We start from the raw sequence: 25,051 nt of genomic DNA on the forward strand, positions 1-25,051 counted from the left end.
ACATGGACACGCTGACGCGCATGCGCGCATTCATCGAGGTGGTGGAGGCTGAAGGCTTCTCAGCCGCCGCCCGCAAGATCGGGCGCTCGAAGGCGCTACTTTCCAAATATGTCCGCGAACTCGAAGACGAACTCGGCGCGCTCCTGCTGAACCGAACGACACGCCAGTTCTCGCTCACCGAAACGGGTCATACCTATTTCAAGCGCGCCACGGAGATCGTCCGCGAAATCGACAGCCTCGCGGATACGGTTCGCGACTCGTCCGGTGACGTGAAGGGCCGCATCAAGCTTTCAGCGCCGCGTACCTTCTCCGACGCGCCGATCGGGCAGTCACTCATCGACTTCGCAAAGGCCTATCCGGACATCGTGCTCGACATCCACCTCGATGACCGGTTCGTCGATCTGGTCGAGGAAGGCTTCGATCTCGCGGTGCGCATCACACGGCTGGAGGATTCCTCGATGATCGCTCGGCGCCTGACGCCGTTTGCGCTGAAGATCTGCGCCTCGCCGCAGACGCTCGAAAAATACGGAAAGCCCGAAAAGCCGCAGGATTTGGCGAAGATGCCCTGCATCATCGACACCAACGGCCGCTGGCTCTCCAACTGGCCCTTCATGCGCGAAAATGGCGAGATGTTCAGCGTCGCGGTTTCCGGCCCCATCGAAGCCAACAGCCCGCTGACGACGCGCGCGGCCGCGATCGCGAACCTCGGCTTTGCGCCGCTCCCGGATTTCATCGCGGCACCCGCACTTGAGAGCGGCGAACTGGTCTCCGTTCTGGACCAATGGCTCCCACGCGGCGGCGGCATCTTCGCGGTCTACCCGCACCGCCGCTATCTTCCTGCGAAGGTCCGGGTCTTCGTCGATTTCCTCGTGCAGTGGTTCAAGCTGCGCGACGCCGCGTGAATTCGAGCCGGTGGCGTCCCATTTTCGCCGGGTTTCTGGTAATGCTCGCGCATGCACTCGAAGGGGACGGGCCAACGTGAATCGCAGCGCGAAATCGGGATGGATTCCTGCACTGGCCGTATGCTCGACCATTGCAGGCGCAGCGCCGTCCTGGGCGCACCCGCATGTCTTTGCGGAGGCAAATCTGGAAGTGGCGGTCGCGGCAGACGGCACGGTCGAATCACTGCGCCATGTCTGGCGCTTCGACGACCTCTTCTCCAGCACCGTTCTGCTCGAATTCGACGCGAATGCCGACCTCGAACTCGATTCTGCCGAGCTTGAGAAGGTCGGCGCGGTCATCCACGATTCGCTGTCCGAGTTCGGCTATTTCCAGATCGTCACTGCCGACGGCAAGGACGTGAAGATGCAGGCGCCCGACCGGATCATGGCCAATTTCGAGGATAACCAGCTCATCATTCTCTTCGAATCCAAGCCAGCGGAGCCGCTCGCACTTTCGGATTCGCTGAGTTTCGGCGTCTATGACCCGACCTTCTACACCGCCATCGACTTTTACGAAGACGCGAACCTGACAGTCCCGAACATGCCTCAAAACTGCACCCGAACGGTCGTGCGACCGGACCCCGACGAAGCGATCGCCCAGAACCAGCAATCGCTGACCGACGCCTTCTTCGAAGATCCGAGCAGCAACGATTTGAGCAAGATCTTCGCCACGCGGCTTGAGCTCAACTGCACGGCGCAAGGCTGATGGCGATGAAGAAGACCACCGTCCGCGCCGTATTCACCATCATCGCGCTGACCTACGTCGCGACCCATTTCCTCGGTCATGCACATGCGCAGAGTTCGCTCGGTATCGGTGCGAACGAGGCCACACTGCCGTCCACCGGATTGTTCGCAAGCACCCTCAACTGGATCAATGCGCAGCAACAGGGCTTCTACCGATCGCTGACTGGGGCGTTGCGCGAAATGCGAGACGGCGACGGAGGCGTGTGGATGCTGGTTGGCCTGTCCTTCGCCTATGGCGTGTTCCACGCGGCAGGCCCCGGCCACGGCAAGGCGGTCATCTCATCCTACATGCTCGCCAACGAGGTCGCGTTGCGCCGTGGCGTGATGCTGTCATTCGTCTCGGCCATGCTGCAGGCCGTAAGCGCCATCGTCATCATGGCGGCAGTGTTCCTGATCCTGCGCGGAACCAGCGTGTCGATGACCGACGCGACCCGCTTTCTCGAAATCGCCAGCTACGTGCTCGTCACGGGTTTCGGCGCTTGGCTTGTCTGGCTGAAAGCCGGCCCGCTGGTCAGGCGCCGTGTGTTCGGCGCGCCCGCGCACAGCCTGTCATCGGCGGCACAGCACAGCCACGGCGATCACGATCATTCGACCTGCTCGCACGAGCACCATCACGATCATGACCATCATCATGGGCATGACCACGCCCATGCACATCACCATCACGCCGAAGGCGACGTCTGCTCGAGCTGCGGCCACTCCCATGCGCCGGACCCCCGCATGCTGTCGGGCGATCGCTTCGACTGGAAGACGGCCTGGGCGGCGATCATCGCCGTGGGACTGCGTCCATGCACCGGCGCGCTGATCGTCTTGTCCTTCGCGTTCCTCAACGGGCTTTACGCCCGTGGCGTGCTTTCGGTCTTCGCCATGGCGCTGGGAACCGCAATCACAGTGTCGATCCTCGCGACGATCGCCGTGACCGCCAAGAACCTGGCCGTAGCCTATGCAGGCGACGGCCACACCGGCAACCGCATTCACACCGCCATCGAGATCGGCGGTGCGATGTTCGTGCTGCTTCTGGGCGTGACGCTGCTGACGGCGAGCCTGAGCGCGTAGCGCAAGCCCGACGCCCTACCCTGCCGCGTCGGTCAGCTCATCCTCGATATGGGCGCGGATGATCTCGTCGAAACTCGTCTCGGCCTGAAAGCCGAGCTCCCGCGCACGCCTGGCCTCGAACCGAGTCGGCCAGTTCTTCACCAGCGCCCAGATCGCATCGTCATGCTGCTCCCGGATCAGCGCGACGGTGTCCGACCCGGCGATACGCTCCAGCGCCTCGATCTGCTCTCCAACCGTGACGCCGACGCCAGGCAGCGTCAGGTTGCGGCGCGGGCCGACCTTGGCGCCATCGATGCTCGCCGCATGCATCAGGAAACCGACGGCCGAGCGCGGGCTTGCATGGGTGTGCACGACGTCACGCGGCACAGGAAGCACCGCGGGATGACCGGCGAGCGGTTCGCGGATGATGTTGGAGAAGAAGCCGGATGCAGCCTTGTTGGGCTTGCCGGGACGGACGCAGATGGTCGGCAGGCGAAGCCCGATTCCGTCCATGAAACCGCGCCGCGTGTAATCGGTCAGAAGCGCTTCGGACATCAGCTTCTGCGTGCCGTATGACGTGAGCGGCACGGTGTGGAAGTCGTCCGGGATGATATCGGGATACGGGCCGCCGAACACTGCGATCGACGACGTGAACACGACACGCGGACAATTGCCCGCCTCGCGAATTGCGTCGAAAAGCGCGCGCGAGCCGTCGAGATTGACGCGATAGCCGAGCGCGAGATCGGATTCGGCTTCGCCCGAGACGATACCCGCCAGATGGAAGATCAGGTCGGGCTTCGGTGCGACGAGCGCCGCTGCCGCGCCCTCCTCGGCAAGATCGCCGACATGCACGGTGATGTGCATCGAGGGGCATGATCGCGCATCGAAGGGCACGACGTCATGCAGGTCGAGCGCCGAAATCTCGCGCCCGCCGACCTTGCGATCCGCCATCAGGCGATGAGCCAGCTTGCGGCCCACCATTCCGGCGGCTCCGGTGATCAAAATGCGCACGCTATTTCTCCTTGTTCCGCTGGCTGCGTCCACGCAGCCACAGCACGACGAAAGGCGCCACGAGGAACACGGCACCGAATGCGCCCGCAGCATAGGTCGAATAGGCGGCGAGATCGACCATGATCGTCGGCAGCAGGAATGCCACCAGCCCGAATCCAATGAGAATTATCGCCGCTGCGATAGCGGCACTCCGGTCGCTTTTGGTCATGAACCTCTTTGCCTAATGCAGATGTGCGTGGGTCGGGCGATCGGCGCAATGGCCGAATTCCGGTTCGACGGTGACGTGTTCGATGCGGTGAACCTTCGCGAGCCGGAGCTTGATGTCGCAGATCGCGGCATGCGCGTCCGCCCCGTCGCGAAGGCAGGCATGCAGGGTTGCCATGTTGCGCGCGCCGTCCAGCGACCAGACATGCATGTGATGAACGCTGACGACGCTGCGGATGTTGGTCTCGATATCGCGCGCGATCAGGTCACGATCGAGACCGTTGGGGGTGCCTTCGAGCAGCATGTGGCCCGCTTCGCGCACGAGCGACCACGCGCTGCGGAAGAGCAGCACCGCGACCAGCGACGACAGGATCGGATCGATAGGATACCAGCCGGTGTAAAGAATGATCAGCGCGGCCGCGATCGCGGCGACAGACCCGAGCAGATCGCCGATGACATGCAGGATCGCGCCGCGCATGTTGAGGTTCTCGCGATCGCCGCCATGCAGCACGAAGAAGGCGGTGATGTTCACAAGCAGCCCCAGGACGGCGACCACGAGCATCGGCCCGCCCATGATCGGAGACGGCTCCGAAATGCGGTGGAAGGCTTCGTAGACGATCCAAAGGCCGATGGCGAAGACGGTCAAGCCGTTCGTGTAGGCGACGAGCGTCTTCACCCGGTCGAAGCCATAGGTCAGCCGCGACGTGGCCGCCCGGCTCGCAAGATGGAAAGCATACCAGGCCAGCACCAGCGACACGCTGTCGGTGAGCATGTGCCCGGCATCGGCCAAAAGCGCCAGTGAGCCGGTGACGATGCCGCCTATCGCTTCCGCCACCATGAAGCAGCCGGTCAGAAGGGCAGCGATCAGAACCCTGTTCTTGTCGCTCGAGCCATGCCCATGGCCAAGTGGACCGTGCGAATGTCCATGATCGTCATGAGCGTGTCCGTGATGATCGTGCGCGTGGCTCATTGCGTCGCCTAACTGGAAATCGAGGTTCGAATATCCTCGAGCCGCTTCAGTTGCCGCCCTTCACTATCGAAATTCGACGGATCAAGCCACTCCTCAAAGGCGCGGCGTATCGTCGGCCAATCCTTGTCGATCATCGCGAACCAGGCCGTATCGCGGTTCTTGCCCTTGACGATCATATGCTGGCGGAAAATGCCCTCGAAGTCGAAGCCGAAGCGAAGTGCCGCGCGCCGCGACGGTTCGTTGTCGGCATTGCACTTCCATTCGAAGCGGCGGTAGCCGAGGTCGTCGAAAGCGTGTCTGGCGAACAGATAAAGCGCCTCCGTCGCGGCAGGCTTGCGGGCGACCGGCGGGTTCCACAAGATGTTGCCGATCTCGATCACGCCGAACGTGCGATCGATGCGCATATAGCTCTGCCGGCCGGCGATCTTGCCGCTCGCCTTGTCTATGACCGTGTAGAACAGCGGATCGCTCGATGCGGTCGCCTTGTCGATCCAGGCCTGGAACGCATCGCGCGTCTCGGCAGGTTGCTCGAACAGCCATCTAAAGCGATCGTCCTTGTCGTCCGTCGCGGAAGCTAGGTAGAGACCATCGCCATGCCTTGCGGCGTCGAACTGTTCCAGGCGCACATATCGCCCCTCCATCGTCGCGATCGACGGCCCTTCGCGAGGCGTCCATGTGCTGAGTTCGGTTTCCATCGGGCGTTCCTGTGATTGACAAATCGGGCGGGACGCTCACAAAAACACGTCTCCACGCCAAGAACCACGAAAGGCCGCCCTGATGCTCCAAACGATCGACGCTTTCGACCGGATAGGCGAGGAGAACGCGTTTGCGGTGCTCGCGCGTGCGACGGCACTGGCGCAGTCCGGCAAGGACGTCATCAATCTCGGCATCGGACAGCCGGACTTCCGCACGCCCGACCACATCGTCGAGGCGGCGATCAAGGCGCTGCGCGATGGCCATCACGGCTACACGCCCGCCACGGGCCTGCTTGCCACCCGCGAGGCGGTCGCGCGCCGGACGCTCACCACGACAGGCATCGAGGTTTCCCCCGAAACCGTGATGATCATGCCGGGCGGAAAACCGACCATGTTCGCCGCGATCCTCATGTTCGGCGCCCCGGGCGTTGACATCCTCTATCCCGATCCGGGCTTTCCAATCTATCGCTCGATGATCGAATTCACCGGCGCGCGGCCTGTGCCCGTTCCGATCCGCGAGGAGAACGGCTTCGCGTTCTCTGCCGACGAGACGCTTTCGCTCATCACGCCGGCGACGCGCCTGCTAATCCTGAATTCGCCTGCGAACCCGACAGGCGGCGTCACGCCGCGCGCCGAGATCGAGAAACTCGTGAAGGGTCTGGAGCGGCACCCCCATGTTGCGATCATGTCCGACGAGATCTACGACGTCATGACCTATGACGGGGAGGAGCACACCTCGCTGCTCCGGTTCCCCGAAATCCGCGACCGGCTGATCGTGCTCAACGGATGGTCGAAGACCTGGGCGATGACCGGCTGGCGCATGGGCTGGTCGATCTGGCCGAATTCGGCGGAAAGCGGATATCTCTACGACAAGGTCAGAAAGCTCGCCGTCAATTGCTGGTCGTGCGTCAATGCGCCGAGCCAGTTCGCGGGCATCGCCGCGATCGACGGCCCGCAAGACGAGGTCGCGACGATGATGAAGGCGTTCGATCGTCGCCGGAAGATCGTCGTCGAGGGATTGAACGGCCTGCCCGGCGTTTCATGCATCACGCCGAAGGGTGCGTTCTACGCATTCCCCAACGTGTCTGGAACGGGATGGCCGGCAAAGAAACTGGCCAATGCGCTGCTCGACGAAACCGGCGTTGCCCTGATCAGCGGCCCGGACTTCGGTGTCCTCGGAGAGGGCTACCTGCGTCTGTCCTACGCGAATTCGGAAGAGAACATTCTGCGGGCGCTGGAGCGCATGCATGCCTTTCTGGTGAAATAAGAGGACACTCGCAGCCCCGCAGCAAACCCAACGATGAGAGACGTCCGATGCTCTACGCCATACTCGCCTATCATGAGGAAAGTGCCATCACCGCCATGACGCCACAGCAGGACAATGTGCTGATGGACCGCTTGATGGAGGCCCATGAGCGGATCAACGAGAAGGGAACGCTCGGTCCTGCGGCACGGCTCGATTTCACGGGCAAGGCAGTCACCTTGCGCGGGTCCGCCGACGCGATGGTCATCGACGGTCCGTTCGCCGAAACCAAGGAACAGCTCCTCGGCCTCTATGTGCTCGAATGCGCGTCTCTCGAGGAGGCGATCGAGTCAGCGCGCGACCTGCGGCGCGTGAACACCTCCGCAGTCTACGAAATTCGCCCGATCACGTTCTATCTGCCGGGTAACGCGGTGCAGGGGTAATCCGGCAGATCGACGGGTTCCGAGATGTTCGGCTCCCGCCGATCCGCCCGATAACAATCATCCGCGACCGACGAACGGCATCTTGGTCGCCATGACCGTCATGAACAGAACATTGGCGTCGAGCGGCAGGCTCGCCATATGGCGCACCGCGTCGGAAACGCGCCCCACGTCCATCACCGCTTCAACGGCGATGTCGCCATTCGCTTGCGGAACGCCCTTCGTCATCGGCGCGGCCATCTCGGTCAGCGCATTGCCGATATCGATCTGGCCGCAGGCGATGTCGAACGGACGCCCGTCGAGCGCGAGCGTCTTCGTCAGGCCGGTGATCGCGTGCTTCGTCACCGTGTAGGGCACCGAGCCCGGGCGCGGCGCATAGGCGGAGATCGAACCGTTGTTGATGATCCTGCCCCCCATGGGCGCCTGGTGGCGCATCATGGAAAATGCGCCACGCGCGCACAGGAAGGAGCCGGTCAGATTGACACCGACCACGTCGTGCCAGACCTCGACCGGAATCTCGTCGATCGTGGTGGATTTGTAGCCCATGCCGGCATTGTTGAAGAGAAGATCGAGCCGTCCGAACTCCGACTTGATGCGCTGGAAAAGACGATCAACCTCGTCGGATTTGGAAACGTCGCAAGCGATCGGCAGCGCTTTTCCCGAGCCGGAAGAAATCGCTGCGGATGCTGCTTCTTCGAGCTTGTCGAGCCTGCGGCCGGTGAAAACGGTGTGCCAGCCATCCTGCACGAGCGCGGTTGCGACTGCCTTGCCGATACCGCTTCCTGCACCGGTTACGAGTGCGATCTGTCCTTCAGCCATTAACGTACCTCCCTCTTTGCAGCATGTTGATTTGCAGATGGGAGACGGGATGGCAAGGCAAAGCGGTCATTCGCCGCCAAAGAAAGGGCGGCCATGGGAGACCGCCCTTTGATCTGAATCGCGCTTGGGAGGAGGAGAAGCCGATCCGACTGACACCAGAGTGAACCCGATGTCTTAACCATTGGTTAACGACAAACTCATCCCCCGATCGACGGCAGGAACGGATTCCCGGCCAGCGCCTGCATGAATGTAAAACCGACCAGGATGACGAAAGCCAGAGCGAACAGTCTCACAGGGCGGCGCTCATCGCCGCCGAACATTGCGACGGACAACAACCCGAATGCCGGGACGAAGTGCATCGCGTGAGTGGCGAAGAAGTGCGAGACGCGCAGATCGCCGCGATCGCGCGCCCATCCCATGAGCGGGAACCCGCCGACGCCCGCTCCTGACCCGCCGACAAAATGCGAGCTCATCGAACTCATCGTGCCTGCGGTCAACAGCGTGAATGGCAGCACCAGAGCGAGACCGATCACGACGCTCTCCTTCAGCGCAGGCGCGAGAGTCGTCTGACGATTGCGGGCTATCTGCCAGGCGAAGACGGCGGAGGCGGATGTCAGCAACACTGCGGCCGCACCCATGGCGGAGTAGATGATGTCTCCGATCGGCGTCCGGTTGAAATGTGAGGACGTGCCGATCGCGGCCGCACCGCCGATCCAGACGACCTCCAGAACGATCGCGGCTATGACGGCGCCGATATAGACGCGGTACCAACGACGCTGCCGAACACCCTCCGACAGATAGCGCGCGAAGAAGACGAGCGTCAGCACGTAGACTGCGAGCGCCATCTCGAACTTGAACGGCTTCATCCAGACATTCACGCCCTGGATTGTGCGTGCGTCCACCAGCATGGCAAATAATGTCGGCGGCATGATAGCCAGCATGAGAAGGCCGACCGAAGCGAGAGCCGGTTCGTGACGCGTAAGGGCTTCCAGCGACCAACGCCGCTCAACCGTCTCGACGAGTGTTTGATCGATCGTCGCCACGGTCATGCTCATGTCCTCCTCCTGCTTACGACGCGACTGCCTGACGACGGGTGGGCAGCACCATGCGCAACGAGACGAAAGCCAGATATCCCACCGGGCCGAACAGGAACGTAAGCGGCAGGCACGGCAGGACGAACCAGAAAGAAATGCCGTCGGCCCGTGCGGTCCGCACGATCCATGCACCCACAAAGAGATCGAAGGCGAGGTAGTGCAGCCAACCCGCGAGCAGCATTTCGCGACTCTCGAAAAGCAAGGCGACATTGTCGAGCGTGTCGAATCCGCCCTGGGCGCTGCTCCAGAACGCGAGGATCAAGCCGGTATAGGCGACCGACAGGAGGGCGGGAATGACGAGACCGGCAACCCTTTCGGCAACCGTCGGCAGCCATGGACTCGCGATCAGCGCCAGCCAGCCCACAATGGCGACAGGACCGCTCAGGCCGAAGATCGTGTCGGGATTCATCGTCTTGCTCCGTTCTTGACGCAACAAGATCATCATAAATCTTTCCTATGTCAAGATTGATTTTTCCGATGGAAAGATTGCCCTCTCGAGGCGGATGGGGCATGGCATTTATGAACGATGCAGGGGCTGGACCGCATGACCGATGACCTGAAGGCTCGCGAGACCTACCATCACGGCGATTTACGCCGCGCGCTTCTCAAGGCGGCGGAAGACGAACTGGCGGAAAAGGGTCCCGAGGGTTTTACACTGCGCGGGTGTGCCAAGCGCGCCGGTGTATCGCACGCTGCACCCGCACATCACTTCGGCGACACCACCGGGCTTCTCTCGGCTTTGGCAGGGGAAGGTTATCAGAGGTTTCATGCCGCAATCGAGGCACGGATGGATGCCTCGCCAGATCAGACGCCGGAAGGCCGCATGGTCGCGGCGGGTCTGGGCTACGTGGCATTCGCACGCGCCAATCCCGCGCTCTTCGGACTGATGTTTTCCTCGCGCAAGCCGGACTACGGCAATCCGGCATTGGAAAAGGCGGCATCCGCCGCCTTCGATCAGCTCGTCGACAGCGTCGCGGCTTTCCACGGCGACGACCCGCTGTCATCCCGAAAGGGACGCCAGCAGGTCGCGGCGATATGGTCGGTCGTCCACGGGCTTTCGGACCTGCTTCTGTCGCAGCGTTTGAAACTTCTCGCCCAGCAGGGCGATGACGAACTCGAGCAGGACCTGACAGGAATTCTGCGCGCCCTGATCAGCCCGAAGGAAGCATGACTGCTACCAGACCGAACTGGTCTGTTCGGTCTTCGCCTCGGACACCGTCGCTTCGATGTGATCCACCAGCGGGTCAGGCAGTTCAAGACGACCGGCGAGCATGTCGAGATAGCCGCGCTCGGCGCGGGTCTTGGGCTCGATGGCAATCCGCGATGCGGTGTAGAGTTCCGCCTTCTGAGCGTCGGTCTGCGCGGCACTGACCAGCGAATCCAGATCCACCGGACGCTCCAGTTCGGCGATCATGAACTGCTCGGCTTCCGCGCCCACGCCAGCCAGCTTCAGCTTGTCGGCGATCTTGCTGCGCTCGGCGTCGTCGATATGGCCATCGGCGCGTGCCGCCGCGATCATGGCCCGGACGATGACGAGAGCAAACTCGGCCTCGCCCTGGGGCGCCTGAGACGGGTGGAAAGGGGTATCGGTGGGCGGCGGCAACAGCACCTGCTCCTGCTCGGCGGGCGTACCGGGCTGCGCGGCTCCCGGCTCCTTGCCGGCCTGGTAATTCTGATAGGCCTTGTAGGCGAGACCGGCAACGGCGGCCATGCCGCCCAGCTTCAGCGCCGAGCCGGTCACTGCCCGGCCCGTGCCGGTGCCAAGCAGAACCGCGGCAAGCGCGCCGGCGGCGAGCGGATTGTCCTTTGCCATCTGGACCGCCTGCCCGGCCTTATCCTTCACCGTGCCCTGCGTGCCCGGCACTTTCGAGCCCAGCAGATCGTCCAGCAGCTTCTTGGGATCAAACATCCTCGCCTCCATAAGTTTTGACGTCCATGCAACGCCGGACGGCGCGAATGGTTCGTCAGAGGTAGGCGGGCCGTGTGTCCATTGCAATGTCGCCAGGCAAAATCCACGGATCAGCCGCCGATATGCGGGGCCCGGCCATGCTTTTCGGCCAGTTCGACCTGCCGCTGGCGTTCGGCATAGCGCTCGCGGTCGGCATCGCTGCGGCTGTCGTGGCAGCGATGGCACGAAATGCCCTCGACAAAGTGCGGTGACAGTTTTTCCTCAGCCGTCAGGGGGTGGCGGCATGCGCGACACAGTTCCGCCTCGCCCTGACGCAGGCCGTGCGTCACCGACACGCGCTCGTCGAAGACGAAGCACTCGCCCTCCCACAGGCTCTGATCTTGCGGAACCTCTTCCAGATATTTGAGGATGCCGCCCTTGAGGTGGAACACCTCCTCGATGCCGAGCGAGCGCACATAGGCGGTCGCTTTCTCGCAGCGTATGCCGCCGGTGCAGAACATCGCCACCTTGCGCCCGGCCAGTTCGTCGCGGTGTGCCTGTGCCCAGCCGGGAAACTCGCTGAAGCTCGACGTCGCCGGATCGAGCGCCCCCTTGAAGGTCCCGAGCGCGACCTCGTAGCCATTGCGCGTGTCGATGACGATCGTGGCCGGATCGGAAACGAGGGCGTTCCAGTCTCCGGCCTCGACATACGCGCCCGCGTCGCGCGACGGGTCGAGACCCTCCACGCCCATCGTCACGATCTCCTTCTTCAGCCGCACCTTCATGCGGTGGAAAGGCATGTCCGCTGCCTCGCTGTATTTCACGTCGATGCCCGCCAGTTCCGGCATCGCATCGAGATGCGCGATCAGTTCGCGGATCGCCGCAGGCGCGCCCGCGACGGTCCCGTTGATCCCCTCATGCGCCAGAAGCAGGGTGCCCTTGATATCCCGCGCGCTGCAAAAAGCGGTCAACGGCGCGCGCATCTCGCGCCATTGGGGTAGCGAGGCGAAGCGATAGAGCGCCGCGACGAGGAAGGACGGGTTGGAATTTTCGATCATGCGGCGTTGCCTAGCGCCGCAGCGCGGCCGATTCAAGATGACGCCGAAAAGCAATTTGCAACGAACTTATCCACCCCCCTCGCCAGCGCGTGGAGAATGTCGCCGAACGCAACGGAGGCTGAGAGCATGTTCGACACGACGACATTGAAGGAAATCGAGACGGCAGCGCGCGAGATCGGCATAGAGACTGCAGCGCTGGCGGCGGTGGCGCATATCGAGAGCGGGCTGCGCACGCATGCCATGATCGGCGGGCGGGTGGAGCCGCTCATCCGCTTCGAAGGCCATTATTTCGACCGCCGGCTGACAGGAACGAAACGCGATCGCGCCCGCGCGGAAGGGCTTGCATCGCCGACTGCGGGCGCGATCGCGAACCCCGCCTCGCAAGCATCACGCTGGAAACTGCTCGAACGCGCCGCCGCGATCGACCGCGCGGCGGCCTACGAATCCGTATCATGGGGCATCGGCCAGGTGATGGGTGCGCACTGGGCGTGGCTCGGCTTTGCGACCGTCGAGGCGTTGGTTGCCCAGGCACGCAGCGGCGTCGGCGGGCAGTTGCGCCTGATGACCCGCTATATCGTAAAAGCCGGCCTTGCCGACGCCTTGCGCAACCGGGATTGGGCAAGCTTCGCCCGCGGCTACAATGGCCCCGGCTATCGCCGCAACGAATACGACACGAAACTCGCGCGAGCTTATGCCCGCTACGAAAAGATGCAGGAACCGGCACAGAAGACCGCTTTGCTCCGGCGTGGCGCACGCGGCAAGGACGTCGTCTTCGTCCAGACCGCGCTCGCAGAACGCGGAATCGTGTTGGCCATCGACGGCATCTTCGGAGCGCAGACCGAGCGAGCCGTACGTGACTACCAGCGCGACAAGGGCCTCGTTGTCGATGGCATTGTCGGCCAGGCGACCCGTGCGGCCCTTTCAGATGAGCGTTGGGTACCGTCGATGCCCGGCTGGATAACGCGTGTCTTTCGGCGGTTGCGCACGGGTCGCAAGCGTTTGACCCACAAGGCAAGCACACGGTAAGCAACGTGGACAGGATTGCCCGCCTCTGGTAGATGCGGGCGATCCTAAATCGATTTAGACAGGAGCTTCCCGATGCGATCAGCCGGACAGAAAACCGAGCAGCTTTTGCCCGTGATGACGGGCCAGCCGGTCATCCCGGTCCTCAAGATCGATCGCCTGGAGGACGCCGTTCCGCTTGCGCGCGCACTTGCCCGCGGCGGACTGCCGGCGATCGAGATCACGCTGCGCACCCCGGTCGCGCTCGATGCGATCAGGGCGGCGTCCGATGCCGTGCCCGAAGCGATCGTCGGCGCGGGCACCATCCTCAACCCGGAACAGTTCAGCCAGGCTGTCGCCGCCGGCGCGCGCTTCATCGTCAGCCCCGGCCTGACCCCTGCCCTGATCGACGCTGCGGCGGCGAGCCCAATCCCGCTTCTCCCGGGCGCTATCACGCCCGGCGAGATCATGGCCGCAGGCGATGCCGGCTATTCGCTGCTGAAATTCTTTCCCGCAGAACAGGCCGGCGGCGCGGCCTTCCTCAAGGCCCTGTCCTCGCCGCTGGCCGGCGTCCGCTTCTGCCCGACGGGCGGCATCGGTGCGAAGAACGCGGACGACTACCTGTCGCTGCCCAACGTCATCTGCGTCGGCGGCTCCTGGATCGCCCCCGACGCCCTCGTCGCAGCCGGCAAATGGGACGAGATCGAAGCGCTGGCACGCGAGGCGGCGGGACTCACGCGCGCATAAAACCCAAGCTGCCGCAGAAACGCAAAACGCCGGCCCGATATTATCGGAGCCGGCGTTTTCGTCTCATGGACCGGGCGCTTTCGCCCGGCGAATTGGCGTCAGTTGGTGGCGAACTTTGCGACCGACATGAAGGTGACGGCCTTGCCGCTGAAGCGGTCGGCGCTGGCAGTCGGTGCGCCTTGCTGGAAGCCTGCGGTGTAGACCGCCTGCGGCGCTGTGCGGACCATGTCGAACGCCTCGGCAGGCTGCTTCGTGCCGCCAGCCGTCTCGACGGTGACTTCACGCTTGAAAGCCCAGCGAGTGAGATCGTGCTCGACCGGAACGAGAACGGACTTGGGATCGCGGCGGGCTTCGTCTGCACGGGGCTTGCCCGACTTCGCCGTGGTGCGCACACCCGATTCGAGCGCCGACGCGGCATCCGCTCCGGCTTCGCGGCCGATGACCGCCACACGCGGCGAAGCGCTGAGCGAGGCCATGCGACCATCCCTGGCCGGCTGCGTCGAGCTTGCACTCGGACGCTCCGCGGGGACAACCGCAGTCACCTCTTCACGGGACGCAGCCGTCGTCGTCGGAAGCGATGCCAGTACGAACACATCGCCCGAGGTTTCCTCGGACGGCGAGACGGACGCGACCTGCATGCCGTCATTGACGTCCAGGCCTTCGCTGGGACGGAGCCCCGGAACGGGCGCATTGATCACCACGTCGGCGCGCGCCTCGCTGGCAGTCATGGCCAGCATGTCGGAAATCGCGTCCGATCCGGCGCGACGGCGCTCCGGTGCGATCGCGGAGATCGGCAGATCGGGCTGTTCGGCCGCGGCAACCTGCATCGGCTCAGCGGTATAGTTCGGGCGGCGCGTCGGAAGCGGAATGTTGAGCGCAACCTCGGTCTCGGCTTCCACTGCAAGTGGATCGGCGGTTGGCGGAACCTGCGCCGCCGGCAGGCCGGCGATCAGCGGAGCGGATGCTGTCGCGCCGACATCGATCATCGGACGGGGCGCGGCGCCAGGCAGCGGCACGCTGCGTGCGGGCAAGGAGGCGATGATCGTCTCGGGCGTTTCCGCCTGCGGTTCGGGCTGGGCTGCCGGCTGCTGCGGAACTGCCGCGGCCGGCGTCGGTGCACGCGAGGGCGCCGCGGCCATTGCGGGCGACGAATCCTCTTCGTCATCGGCACCGCCGCCTCCACCGAAGAGCGTGGCGAGAAGGCCGCGACCGGAGCCGGAGCGTGAGTTGGCACTTGCGACCTGGATGTCGCCACCGCTGCGCTTGCGCGATTCGTAGGCTGCCAGCGCCTGATTGAAGCCGGGCAGCGGCTTGCCGTCCGTCGGAACGTGGATCGTCTTGCCATCGGGGAAGAGCGCCATCAGTTCCGGGCGGCTCATGCGCGGCCAGGAACGGACGTTGCCGACATCCAGATGGACGAAGGGCGACCCGGATTTGGGGTAGTAGCCGACGCCGCCGCCTTCGGCCTTGAAGGCTGCCGCGCGCAGCGTCGAGAGCTTCACGCCCGGGATATAGAAATCCATCGCCTTGCCGAGCATGTGCTGGCTTTTCTCGGCGACACCCGATGAGCGGCCGCGCAGCGCCTTGTTGGTCGCGGGCGACCGGTAGGCGGACACGACATGAATGTAATCGCGGGCGCCGACCGACTTGTAGACGCTCCACACGAGATCGAGAAGACGGGGGTCCATCTTCGCAGGTTCGTTGCGACGCCAGTCGCGCAGGAAGCGGTTGATCTGGTCAAGGCCGCGCTGATCGTAGCGGCCATTGCGCTTGTAGGTGATCTCGGCTCGCTCTTTCGTATGGATGAAATAGAGCTTCAACGAGCGGGTTTCGGCCTTGGCCGGGACCGCAGCGGAGATCGAAACGAAGAGTGCGACAGCGAGGCAACCCAGCAATTTCAGCAAGGAATTCCCCTCAAACCGGCGCAATGTGTCAGTTCGGTCTAGAATGCTCAAAACGCGACGCCTTATCGGCTGTTGATTGGTCCCCGGAACGGAATCTCGGGCATGATCGTGACCCGAGTATTATTCCTAATGGTTAATCCCCGCTTATTGAAGCACGAATGCGATAAGACCGTGGCGACATCGTGGCGCTTGTCCACAAGCCTGCACAGGGTAAATCAATTCATAACAGTGGTTTGGGGTGCCTCGTCAAGATGCCAGACGATCGGAACGGCCAGCGTCCGGATCGATGCCCATCTCCTTCAATTTGCGATAAAGCGTGGATCTTCCGATGCCGAGACGGCGGGCAACCTCGCTCATCTGGCCGTTGTAGCGGTCGATGGCGAGCTTGATCATCTCGTTTTCAAGGTCCGCAAGGGGCCTGACGTTTCCGCGCTCGTCCAGCGCGCGCAGCAGCCCGAAATGATCGGTCGGAGCAGCAGGGTCCGCTGATTCGGCCCGATCTCCGATCACCGGCACTGCGGAAGCGTGCTCCGTTTCGCCCGTGGAGACGACCTCCTCCTCGGCGCTGGCGAGCGCAGCGGTATCGATCCCATCGACCTGCGCCTTGATCTGCGGAAATTCGTCGGCGGTCAGGACAGGCCCCTCGCACAGCACGACGGCGCGGAAGATCGCGTTTTCGAGCTGGCGGATGTTGCCGGGCCAGTCATAGGCCTTCAGCATCGCCATCGCGGAGGCGGATATCCCCGAAATCCTGGCACGTGATTCGGCGGGGCCTACCTTCGCCATGAAATGCTGGACCAGCATGGGAACGTCTTCGCGGCGGTCGCGCAATGGCGGCACGTGGATCGGAAAGACGTTGAGCCGGTAGAAAAGGTCCTCGCGGAACTCGCCATCCTTGACCCTTTGCAGCAGGTCGCGATGGGTTGCCGATATCAGGCGGATGTCGACCTTCACGGTCGAACGCGCGCCGACGGCATCGATCTCGCCTTCCTGCACTGCCCGCAGCAGCTTCACCTGGACGTCGAGCGGCAGGTCGCCGATTTCATCGAGGAACAGCGTGCCGCCGTTCGCCTCGACGAATTTGCCGGCATGCTTCTCGGTCGCGCCGGTAAACGAGCCCTTCTCGTGGCCGAACAGGATGCTCTCGACCAGATTGTCCGGGATCGCACCGCAGTTGACGGTCACGAACGGCTTACCCTTGCGGTCGCTCGATCCCTGGATCGCGCGCGCGACGAGTTCCTTGCCGACACCCGATTCGCCTTCGATCAGAATCGGGATGTTCGATGCGGCGGCTTTCTTTGCGAGCCCGATGACGCGCTCCATCCTCGGGCTGCCCGTGACAAGGTCCTTGAAGCTCAGCGCGCCGGCCGCACCCTTGCGGGTGCGCTTGGCTTCGCCCTCGAAGGCCTCCACCTTCATCGCATTGGCGAGCGCGACCTGCAGGCGATCCGGCGAGGCGGGCTTGACCACGAAGTCGAACGCCCCCGCGCGCATCGCCGAAACGGCGGTGTCGATGCTGCCCTTGGCGGTCTGAACGATGACCGGGATGCCGATCTCGCGTTCGCGCATGCGCTTGAGGACTTCGAGGCCGTCCACACCAGGCATGACCAGATCGAGGATGACGACGCCGACGTCGCGGCCACGCGGTCCGTCCATGGCCGTCAGGGCGGCCTCACCGCCATCGACGGCAATGGCTTCGTAACCAAATTTGGAAACAGCCGCTTCGACGATGCGGCGCTGGACGGGATCATCGTCGACAATGAGTACGGAACGGGCCATGGAACTTTCGCAGAATATCGCTACGCTGAACGTATATGTATTGGATCAACTTGGCACAGCGGCATAAACAAGCGTTCAAGAAATCAGGTGAACGATTCCTTGCCGGATTTGCCAAAAACCGAATGATAAGAGCCTGCTGGATGACGTCTCACCTCGATCGAGCCCCCACCCCACGGCCGCTTTACGCGATGACGGAAGGCGCGCAGGCGCTCACCGATCTGCCGGAGTGGAACCTGGCCGATCTCTACTCGGGCATGGATGCGCCCGAACTGAAGCGCGACCTCTTGAGCGTAGCGAAGGACGCGGCTGCGTTCGAAGACCGCTGGAAGGGTACGCTGGCTGACGAAGCTTCGAAGGGGCCTGCGAGCGGCCTCGGCAAAGCGGTTCAGGACTATGAGGCGCTTGAAGACCTCATGGGCCGGATCGGCTCTTATGCGGGGCTTCTCTATGCGGGTGACACGTCCGATCCGAAGCGGGCGAAACTTTATGGCGACGTGCAGGAAAAGCTGACCGATGCCAGCGCCAAGCTCCTGTTCTTCACGCTCGAACTCAACCTGATCGACGACGATCTCATCGGCTCTGCGCTCGATCAGGACGCAGCCTTCGGCCACTACCGGCCATGGGTGCTCGATCTGCGCAAGGACAAGCCCTATCAGCTCGAGGACCGCATCGAGCAGCTTTTCCACGAGAAGTCGATTACGGGCCGTGGCTCCTGGAATCGGCTCTTCGACGAGACGATGACGGCGCTGCGCTTCAACGTGGGCGGCGAACTGCTTGCGCTGGAACCGACCCTCAACAAGCTGCAGGACCCGGACGGCAAGGTGCGGCAGATGGCGTCCGAAGCGCTCGCCGCGACCTTCCGCGACAACATTCGCACCTTCACGCTCATCACCAACACGCTCGCCAAGGACAAGGAAATTTCCGACCGCTGGCGCGGCTTCGAAGACATCGCGGATTCCCGGCATCTCGCAAACCGCGTCGAGCGCGAGGTTGTCGATGCGCTGGCCGAGGCGGTCCGCAATGCCTATCCGCGCCTGTCTCACCGCTACTACGCGATGAAGGCGAAGTGGCTCGGCATGGACCAGATGAACCACTGGGACCGCAACGCCCCCCTGCCCGAGACGCCCAAGGCGACGATCGGCTGGGACGAGGCCCGCAACACCGTGCTGTCGGCCTATCAGCTCTTCGATCCGAAGATGGCCGAGATCGCGCGCGGCTTCTTCGACAAGAACTGGATCGACGCGCCGGTTCGTCCCGGCAAGTCGCCGGGCGCCTTCGCGCACCCGACCGTTCCGTCAGCGCATCCTTACGTCCTGCTCAACTATATGGGCAAGCCGCGCGACGTGATGACGCTCGCGCACGAGCTCGGTCACGGCGTGCACCAGGTCCTCGCCGCACCGCAAGGCGCGCTGATGGCCTCGACGCCGCTCACCCTGGCCGAGACCGCCTCCGTGTTTGGCGAGATGCTGACCTTCCGCTCGCTGCTCGACCGCACGAAGGATCGCCGCGAACGCAAGGCGATGCTGGCCCAGAAGGTCGAGGACATGATCAACACGGTCGTGCGCCAGATCGCGTTCTACGAATTCGAGCGCAAGATCCACACGGAACGGCGCGAGGGCGAATTGACGGCCGATCGCATCGGCGAACTCTGGCTGAGCGTACAGGGCGAAAGCCTCGGACCTGCGATCCGCATCCGCGAAGGGTACGAGACCTTCTGGAGCTACATCCCGCACTTCATCCATTCGCCCTTCTATGTCTACGCCTATGCGTTCGGCGACTGCCTCGTGAACTCGCTCTATGCGGTCTATCAGAACGCGGAGAGCGGCTTTCAGGAGAAGTATTTCGAGATGCTCAGGGCCGGCGGCACCAAGCACCATTCCGAGTTGCTGGCGCCCTTCGGGCTCGACGCGTCGGATCCGGCCTTCTGGGACAAGGGGCTCTCGGTCATCGAAAATCTGATCGACGAGCTGGAAGCGCTGGACAAGAGCTGATCTGCGGTCTGGTCGACTGGTAAATCCGAATGGCTACGCGGCCGAAGCGCGCTTATTTTCGCAATGACCTGAACGGTCAGGAGACGCTGTTCAGCGATCCCGGCGCGATGATCGTCGCGTGGGCGGCTGAAGATTTTCTGCCCGCGCTCGATCGCGTGGAGCAGGCGCGCGCGGACGGCAAGTGGCTGGCAGGCTACATCTCCTATGAAGCCGGCTATTTGCTCGACCCGGCACTGAAAGCACTCCTACCGACCAACCGGCGCGCGCCGCTGCTCTGCTTCGGCGTGTTCGATGGACCGGCCGACACGAGCACGCTCGACAGGGACAGGGCCAACGAGCAAACCAATTCCTTTCTGGTCGAGCCAAGGGCGACCTGGGGACCGGATCATTACGCGGAAAAATTCGAGCGGCTGCATCGTCATCTGCGCGAGGGCGACTGTTATCAGGGCAACCTGACCTTTCCGGTAGAAGCGCGCTGGGGCGGCGATCCCTTCGCGGTCTTCAATGCGCTGAGGCAGCGCCAGCCGGTGCGGTACGCATCCTTCATCGACCTCGACGGGCCGATCGTCGTCTCGCGTTCGCCGGAGCTGTTCTTTCAGGTCGCGCGCGACCGCTGGATAGAGACGCTTCCGATGAAGGGCACCGCGCCACGCGGCAAGACCCCGCAGGAAGACGAGGCGCTGAAGACCTTTCTCGGCAACGACCCGAAAAACCAGGCCGAGAACCGGATGATCGTGGACCTGCTGCGCAATGACATCTCGCGCATCAGCGAGGTCGGTACGCTCGACGTGCCCGAACTCTTCCGCGTCGAGAGCTATCCGACCGTGCACCAGATGGTGAGCCGGGTCCGCGCGCGCCTCATCGAGGGGCTGACGTTCCGGGACATCCTGGCTGGGCTGTTTCCATGCGGTTCCATCACCGGCGCACCGAAAATCAGCGTGATGAAAATCCTGCGCGCGTTGGAGGACAAGCCGCGCGACGTCTATTGCGGAGCGATCGGATGGATAGCCCCGACGGGTGAAATGCGTTTCAGCGTGGCGATCCGCACGATCTCGCTCTTTCCCGACGGCGAAGCCGTCTACAATATCGGCGGCGGTGTGGTGTTCGATTCCACCGCTGAGGGAGAATATGAGGAATGTCTGCTGAAGGGCCGCTTCGCGACAGGCGAGGCTCCGGCTTTCACCTGATCGAGACGATGCGATGGGAGCCGGACGTCGGGCTGATCCGTCGCGACTTGCATCTGGCGAGGCTGAGAGCCTCCGCGCGCGAACTCGGTTTCGCCTGCCGCGAGGATGACGTAGACGCCACGCTTGCACCGCTCGACGGCACCGCCGGGATGCGTCGGGTACGCCTCACCTTGCAGCATGACGGCACGACCAGTCTGGAAACATGGGCCTATACGAAATTGGCCGCCGATGCCGTCTGGACCGTGAGAATCGCAGATACGCGCCTCGCATCGTCAGACGGACTCCTGCGCCACAAGACCTCCCGCCGTGCAGTCTACGAAACCGCGCGTGGCGAGTTTCCAATCCATGATGCCGACGAAGTGCTTTTGCGCAACGAACGCGACGAGATTTGCGAGGGCACCATCACCACCATCTTCGCCGTGCTGGACGACGGCAAACTCTACACCCCGCCGCTGTCGAGCGGCCTTCTCGCCGGCGTGTTGCGCGCGGAGATGATCGCATCCGGATTCGCAGAAGAGCGCGTGTTGACCGTTTCCGACCTCACTGGCGCAGAAGCGCTCTTCGTCGGCAATTCGCTGCGCGGCCTGATCCCAGCACGCCTGGCAAGTTCGTTACAACCATGAGGCTCAAGCACACCCCATATGATGGCTCGTCGGCACCGTTCACAATCGGGCTGAAACCCCTCGCCCTTCCCGACTGGATCGAGGTGGACGATCTGCTTGGAGCTTACCTTGCGGAGAAGGATAGGCTCTACGCGACAATACCGGAGAACGTGTTTGTCGCGGAAAACGATACGCATGACGCGCAAGCCGAAGTGCTTCAAATGCTGGCCGAGCATCTGCCGCAACGGTTTCCGGACACCTATGTTCGCGAGGGCAATGGACTGCGCATTGTCACGGCCGACCGCACGATCCGCGTGGAAAACGTTCCGACAATTTCTCCTCTCGTCACCGCGTCGCGGCTGGTACAGGAGGACCTCGTGCTCATGCGCCGTGGTGAGAACGGCTGGAGACTGGCGGCTGCATCGCTTTGCTTCCCCTCATCCTGGGACCTGCGCGAGAAATTCGGCCGCCCGCTCGCCGATATCCACGAGCCGGTTCCCGATTTCGGACGCGGCACCCGCGCTGCCGGTCTGATCGAGCGGATGTTCGACAATCTGCAAGGGCAGGCCGTCCAGCGGTTTAACTGGTCGCTTCAGGCCGGTCCCGATCTCTATCACCCCCTGACGAACACGCAGCGCAACGTCCGGGGCACAGAGAGACCCCTGTGGTTTCCAACCGAGGATCCCGTCGCGGCAGCTTTCATTCGGGTGGAGCGACAGACCCTGCGCAAGCTGCCCGTATCAGGCGACATCCTGTTCACGATCCGCATTTTTGTCGATCCGATGCGCCGGCTCGCCTCGCATCCGGATGGAACCAAACTGGCCCACTCATTCGCGGACCAGTTGGACCTGCTTGACCACAACCAACTTGCCTACAAGGGACTGGTCGCTGATCGTGACGGGCTTGCCGAACGCCTGCGGGCACTGGCGTCGACAACGAACTAGGGCTTTTCGCTTTATTGTGACATCGTTCTGTGGTTTGAGCCGAGGCATTGCGCAACAAAATCAGGAGTTCTGAAAAATGGCAGAAACCAACCCGACCATATATGGCGAAATAACCGGCCCGATCATCATGGTCGGTTTTGGGTCGATCGGTCGGGGAACGCTGCCACTCATCGAACGCCACTTCCGCTACGACAAATCGCGCATGGTCGTGATCGACCCCCGCGACGAGGATCGCGCGCTACTCGACGAGCGCGGCATCCGTTACGTGCAGGAGCATGTCACCGAGAAGAACTACAAGAAGCTTCTGACGCCGTTTCTGACCGAAGGCGAAGGCCAGGGCTTCTGCGTGAACCTGTCGGTCGATACCGGCTCGCTCGATATGATGAGGCTCTGCCGGAAGCTCGGCGTGCTGTACATCGACACCGTCGTCGAGCCATGGCTCGGCTTCTACTTCGACACCAAGGCCGACAACGCATCGCGCACCAATTATGCGTTGCGCGAGACGGTGCGCGCTGAAAAGCGTGCTCATCCCGGCGGAACGACGGCCGTATCCTGCTGCGGTGCAAACCCCGGCATGGTCTCATGGTTCGTCAAGAAGGCACTCGTCGATCTGGCCACCGAACTCGAACTGAAGTTTGACGAGCCGGGTCAGGACGATCGCGAAGGCTGGGCCAAGCTGATGAAGAAGGCGGGCGTCAAAGGCATTCATATCGCCGAACGCGACACGCAGCGCACGCGCAACCCCAAGCCGCTCGACACCTTCTGGAACACGTGGTCGGTCGAAGGCTTCATTTCGGAAGGCCTGCAACCGGCGGAACTCGGCTGGGGAACCCACGAAAACTGGATGCCCAAGAACGCGAAAAAGTTCAAGAACGGCCACAAGTCGGCGATCTATCTGGAGCAGCCCGGCGCGAACACGCGCGTGCGAAGCTGGTGTCCGACGCCCGGTCCGCAATACGGCTTCCTCGTGACGCATAACGAGTCCATCTCGATCAGCGACTTTTTCACGGTGCGCGACAAGGACGGTGAGGCAACGTACCGGCCGACCTGCAACTATGCCTATCATCCATGCAACGACGCGGTCCTGTCCATGCACGAGATGTTCGGCGCAGCGGGCAAGGCCCAGTCTGTCCAGCACGTGCTCGACGAAGACGAGTTGATCGACGGCGCAGATGAGCTCGGCGTGCTGCTCTACGGCCACAAGAAGAATGCGTATTGGTACGGCTCGCAGCTCTCGCTCGAAGAGGCGCGCGCACTGGCGCCGCACCAGAACGCGACCGGGCTGCAAGTGACGTCCGCGGTCCTCGCCGGAATGGTCTGGGCGCTGGAGAACCCCGAAGCGGGCATCGTCGAGACCGACGAGATGGACTACCGCCGTTGCCTTCAGGTGCAAATGCCGTATCTGGGACCGGTCAAGGGCTACTACACCGACTGGACGCCGCTCGACGGACGACCGGGACTTTTCGCCGAAGATATCGACGAAAAAGACCCATGGCAGTTCCGCAACATTCTGGTGAGATAGACGTTATCGCCCCGGCGCTTTGGCACATCTCCTTGCTTTCGCCGCCGAAAACGGCGATTGAATCACCAGTCGTTCCGAGAAGAGGACAATCGGCATGATGAATGCGGGTAAACTTCGCGCAACCGCCGTCATGGCTGTCGCGATGGCGCTGGCAGGTTGCCAGGGCATGGGCGGTCAGCCTCCGATGGGTGGACCTGGCGGCGGCAGGCCGGTCGCGGTTGCGCCACAGACGGGCGGTGTGGAAGGCGAGTGGATGAGCACGGACGGCAGCTCGCTGTCGCGCTTCTCCGCAGGGTCGTTCGAGACCGTCGCTGCCGACACCGGCAATCGCCTAGCAGAAGGCACCTACCTGATGAGCGATCAAGCGAACGTCGCCATCAACATGAGGTCTCTGGTCAGGCAGAGCACGGTTCAGGTCAATTGCCTGATGGCAACGCCGGCGCTCCTGAACTGCACCAGTGCTTCGGGACAGCAATTCTCGCTCGCTCGTCGCGGCGCAGCTTGAAGCTCTAAAAGCCATTTGCGATGATTATCCTCGCGATCGTCATCGTTCTTGGCGTCATCCTGCTTCCGCAGGCGCTGGTGCGGATGGCGATTTCGCGCCATGGCGTCGAGCGCCCGGACCTTCAGGGCACCGGCGGAGAACTGGCGCGACATCTGCTCGACCGTTTCGGTCTTGAGACCGTTGCGGTCGAAACGACCGAGAGCGGCGACCACTATGATCCGGAAAGCCGCACGGTGCGCCTTCTCCCGGCACACCATGATGGCCGCTCCATTGCCGCCGTTGCCATCGCCGCACATGAAGTCGGGCACGCCATCCAGCATGGGCGAAGCGAACGCATGCTTGCGCTTCGCCAGCGTCTGGCGACGGTAGCCACCTTCACGGACAAGGCAGCGGGCGTTTTTTTCGTGGCGGCTCCGGTCCTCGGCGCGCTTGCACGAACGCCGCTTGCCTTTGCAGCGCTCGTCGCGGTCGGCATCGCACTTCTGTCCGTTCGCGTCATCTTCACGCTCGTCACCCTCCCCGTCGAGATCGATGCGAGCTACGGCAAGGCGCTGCCCATCCTGCGCGACGGCGGCTATCTCCAGGAAGACGACATGCCTGCCGCAAAAAGCGTGCTGCGTGCGGCCGCCTTCACCTACCTCGCCGCCGCATTGATCACGCTCGTCAACCTTGCGCGCTGGATACGCCTCCTGCGATAAAGCACCATAACGACAGCCGAAGGCTGAG

The 25,051-nt window shown here is 63.1% G+C and carries 26 protein-coding genes; 15 read left to right on the top strand and 11 right to left on the bottom strand.

The features are described 5' to 3' along the window. Positions 1-2 precede the first annotated feature (2 nt). The 3 genes from AAFN55_RS23330 to AAFN55_RS23340 all read left to right on the top strand — a co-directional run bounded on the left by AAFN55_RS23330 (position 3) and on the right by AAFN55_RS23340 (position 2,741). The gene (locus tag AAFN55_RS23330; protein ID WP_347801378.1) at positions 3-902 is read left to right on the top strand and encodes a LysR family transcriptional regulator; all 900 of its coding nucleotides are present in this window, start codon (positions 3-5) and stop codon (positions 900-902) included. Positions 903-1,005: 103 nt separating this feature from the next. Next, on the top strand, positions 1,006-1,647 hold the full coding sequence (locus AAFN55_RS23335; RefSeq protein ID WP_347801482.1) for a DUF1007 family protein: 642 nt from the start codon (positions 1,006-1,008) through the stop codon (positions 1,645-1,647). A gap of 5 nt (positions 1,648-1,652) precedes the next feature. Then, on the top strand, positions 1,653-2,741 hold the full coding sequence (locus AAFN55_RS23340) for a nickel/cobalt transporter (protein ID WP_347801379.1): 1,089 nt from the start codon (positions 1,653-1,655) through the stop codon (positions 2,739-2,741). Positions 2,742-2,756: 15 nt separating this feature from the next. On the opposite strand, the gene denD is transcribed toward AAFN55_RS23340, so the two are convergent. The 4 genes from denD to AAFN55_RS23360 are packed head-to-tail and all read right to left on the bottom strand — an operon-like array spanning position 2,757 to position 5,600. Then, the gene (gene denD / locus AAFN55_RS23345; protein ID WP_347801380.1) at positions 2,757-3,731 is read right to left on the bottom strand and encodes a D-erythronate dehydrogenase; all 975 of its coding nucleotides are present in this window, start codon (positions 3,729-3,731) and stop codon (positions 2,757-2,759) included. A 1-nt stretch (position 3,732) separates the two neighbouring features. Further along, positions 3,733-3,939, bottom strand: a complete 207-nt coding sequence (locus AAFN55_RS23350) for a hypothetical protein (protein ID WP_347801381.1) — start codon at positions 3,937-3,939, stop codon at positions 3,733-3,735. A 12-nt stretch (positions 3,940-3,951) separates the two neighbouring features. Beyond that, positions 3,952-4,905, bottom strand: a complete 954-nt coding sequence (locus AAFN55_RS23355; RefSeq protein ID WP_347801382.1) for a cation diffusion facilitator family transporter — start codon at positions 4,903-4,905, stop codon at positions 3,952-3,954. An 8-nt stretch (positions 4,906-4,913) separates the two neighbouring features. After that, entirely contained in the window at positions 4,914-5,600 is a 687-nt protein-coding gene (locus tag AAFN55_RS23360) for a GNAT family protein (RefSeq protein WP_347801383.1), read from the bottom strand. An 82-nt stretch (positions 5,601-5,682) separates the two neighbouring features. Here AAFN55_RS23360 and AAFN55_RS23365 point away from each other — a divergent pair, with 82 nt between their 5' ends. Together AAFN55_RS23365 and AAFN55_RS23370 are read left to right on the top strand one after the other, a co-directional pair. After that, positions 5,683-6,867: a pyridoxal phosphate-dependent aminotransferase gene (locus AAFN55_RS23365; protein WP_347801384.1), complete on the top strand. Its 1,185-nt coding sequence runs from the start codon at positions 5,683-5,685 to the stop codon at positions 6,865-6,867. A 47-nt stretch (positions 6,868-6,914) separates the two neighbouring features. Next, positions 6,915-7,286 (top strand): YciI family protein, encoded by a 372-nt coding sequence (locus AAFN55_RS23370; protein WP_347801385.1) that lies wholly within the window; start codon positions 6,915-6,917, stop codon positions 7,284-7,286. 57 nt (positions 7,287-7,343) lie between these two features. Here the strand turns inward: AAFN55_RS23370 and AAFN55_RS23375 are convergent, their stop codons facing one another. From AAFN55_RS23375 to AAFN55_RS23385, 3 genes are all read right to left on the bottom strand, one after another. Further along, the gene (locus AAFN55_RS23375; protein ID WP_347801386.1) at positions 7,344-8,102 is read right to left on the bottom strand and encodes an SDR family oxidoreductase; all 759 of its coding nucleotides are present in this window, start codon (positions 8,100-8,102) and stop codon (positions 7,344-7,346) included. 197 nt (positions 8,103-8,299) lie between these two features. Continuing rightward, entirely contained in the window at positions 8,300-9,157 is an 858-nt protein-coding gene (locus tag AAFN55_RS23380) for a hypothetical protein (RefSeq protein ID WP_347801387.1), read from the bottom strand. Positions 9,158-9,170: 13 nt separating this feature from the next. Beyond that, the gene (locus tag AAFN55_RS23385; protein ID WP_347801388.1) at positions 9,171-9,605 is read right to left on the bottom strand and encodes an ABA4-like family protein; all 435 of its coding nucleotides are present in this window, start codon (positions 9,603-9,605) and stop codon (positions 9,171-9,173) included. A gap of 135 nt (positions 9,606-9,740) precedes the next feature. Here AAFN55_RS23385 and AAFN55_RS23390 point away from each other — a divergent pair, with 135 nt between their 5' ends. After that, positions 9,741-10,367 carry a TetR/AcrR family transcriptional regulator gene (locus AAFN55_RS23390; RefSeq protein WP_347801389.1) on the top strand — a complete coding sequence of 209 codons (627 nt, stop codon included), beginning with the start codon at positions 9,741-9,743 and terminating at the stop codon, positions 10,365-10,367. 3 nt (positions 10,368-10,370) lie between these two features. Here AAFN55_RS23390 and AAFN55_RS23395 read toward each other — a convergent pair whose 3' ends face one another. Next, positions 10,371-11,105: a tellurite resistance TerB family protein gene (locus AAFN55_RS23395; RefSeq protein WP_347801390.1), complete on the bottom strand. Its 735-nt coding sequence runs from the start codon at positions 11,103-11,105 to the stop codon at positions 10,371-10,373. 110 nt (positions 11,106-11,215) lie between these two features. After that, positions 11,216-12,142 carry a rhodanese-related sulfurtransferase gene (locus AAFN55_RS23400; RefSeq protein WP_347801391.1) on the bottom strand — a complete coding sequence of 309 codons (927 nt, stop codon included), beginning with the start codon at positions 12,140-12,142 and terminating at the stop codon, positions 11,216-11,218. 126 nt (positions 12,143-12,268) lie between these two features. Between AAFN55_RS23400 and AAFN55_RS23405 the strand changes: the two genes are divergently transcribed. Both AAFN55_RS23405 and AAFN55_RS23410 read left to right on the top strand, forming a co-directional pair. Next, positions 12,269-13,168 (top strand): N-acetylmuramidase domain-containing protein, encoded by a 900-nt coding sequence (locus AAFN55_RS23405; RefSeq protein WP_347801392.1) that lies wholly within the window; start codon positions 12,269-12,271, stop codon positions 13,166-13,168. 72 nt (positions 13,169-13,240) lie between these two features. Continuing rightward, positions 13,241-13,891 (top strand): 2-dehydro-3-deoxy-phosphogluconate aldolase, encoded by a 651-nt coding sequence (locus AAFN55_RS23410; protein WP_347801393.1) that lies wholly within the window; start codon positions 13,241-13,243, stop codon positions 13,889-13,891. A gap of 98 nt (positions 13,892-13,989) precedes the next feature. Here AAFN55_RS23410 and AAFN55_RS23415 read toward each other — a convergent pair whose 3' ends face one another. Together AAFN55_RS23415 and AAFN55_RS23420 are read right to left on the bottom strand one after the other, a co-directional pair. Continuing rightward, positions 13,990-15,795: a DUF882 domain-containing protein gene (locus AAFN55_RS23415; protein WP_347801394.1), complete on the bottom strand. Its 1,806-nt coding sequence runs from the start codon at positions 15,793-15,795 to the stop codon at positions 13,990-13,992. A gap of 246 nt (positions 15,796-16,041) precedes the next feature. Next, positions 16,042-17,574 carry a sigma-54 dependent transcriptional regulator gene (locus tag AAFN55_RS23420; protein ID WP_347801395.1) on the bottom strand — a complete coding sequence of 511 codons (1,533 nt, stop codon included), beginning with the start codon at positions 17,572-17,574 and terminating at the stop codon, positions 16,042-16,044. A 188-nt stretch (positions 17,575-17,762) separates the two neighbouring features. On the opposite strand from AAFN55_RS23420, the gene AAFN55_RS23425 reads away from it, so the two are divergent. From AAFN55_RS23425 to AAFN55_RS23455, 7 genes are all read left to right on the top strand, one after another. Then, positions 17,763-19,565, top strand: a complete 1,803-nt coding sequence (locus tag AAFN55_RS23425; RefSeq protein ID WP_347801483.1) for a M3 family oligoendopeptidase — start codon at positions 17,763-17,765, stop codon at positions 19,563-19,565. A gap of 29 nt (positions 19,566-19,594) precedes the next feature. Beyond that, entirely contained in the window at positions 19,595-20,752 is a 1,158-nt protein-coding gene (locus AAFN55_RS23430) for an aminodeoxychorismate synthase component I (protein WP_347801396.1), read from the top strand. Continuing rightward, positions 20,701-21,375 carry an aminotransferase class IV family protein gene (locus AAFN55_RS23435; RefSeq protein WP_347801397.1) on the top strand — a complete coding sequence of 225 codons (675 nt, stop codon included), beginning with the start codon at positions 20,701-20,703 and terminating at the stop codon, positions 21,373-21,375. Before AAFN55_RS23430 ends, AAFN55_RS23435 begins: the two co-directional genes overlap by 52 nt. Beyond that, complete coding sequence (locus AAFN55_RS23440; protein ID WP_347801398.1) at positions 21,372-22,298, top strand: DUF3445 domain-containing protein; 927 nt, start codon at positions 21,372-21,374, stop codon at positions 22,296-22,298. Before AAFN55_RS23435 ends, AAFN55_RS23440 begins: the two co-directional genes overlap by 4 nt. Positions 22,299-22,374: 76 nt before the next feature. After that, the gene (locus AAFN55_RS23445; RefSeq protein ID WP_347801399.1) at positions 22,375-23,820 is read left to right on the top strand and encodes a homospermidine synthase; all 1,446 of its coding nucleotides are present in this window, start codon (positions 22,375-22,377) and stop codon (positions 23,818-23,820) included. Positions 23,821-23,914: 94 nt separating this feature from the next. Further along, positions 23,915-24,325 carry a hypothetical protein gene (locus tag AAFN55_RS23450; protein ID WP_347801400.1) on the top strand — a complete coding sequence of 137 codons (411 nt, stop codon included), beginning with the start codon at positions 23,915-23,917 and terminating at the stop codon, positions 24,323-24,325. Positions 24,326-24,345: 20 nt separating this feature from the next. After that, the gene (locus AAFN55_RS23455; RefSeq protein ID WP_347801401.1) at positions 24,346-25,023 is read left to right on the top strand and encodes a zinc metallopeptidase; all 678 of its coding nucleotides are present in this window, start codon (positions 24,346-24,348) and stop codon (positions 25,021-25,023) included. Positions 25,024-25,051: the final 28 nt, after the last annotated feature.

It is taken from the genome of Mesorhizobium sp. CAU 1732 (assembly GCF_039888675.1).
GTDB lineage: Bacteria > Pseudomonadota > Alphaproteobacteria > Rhizobiales > Rhizobiaceae > Aerobium.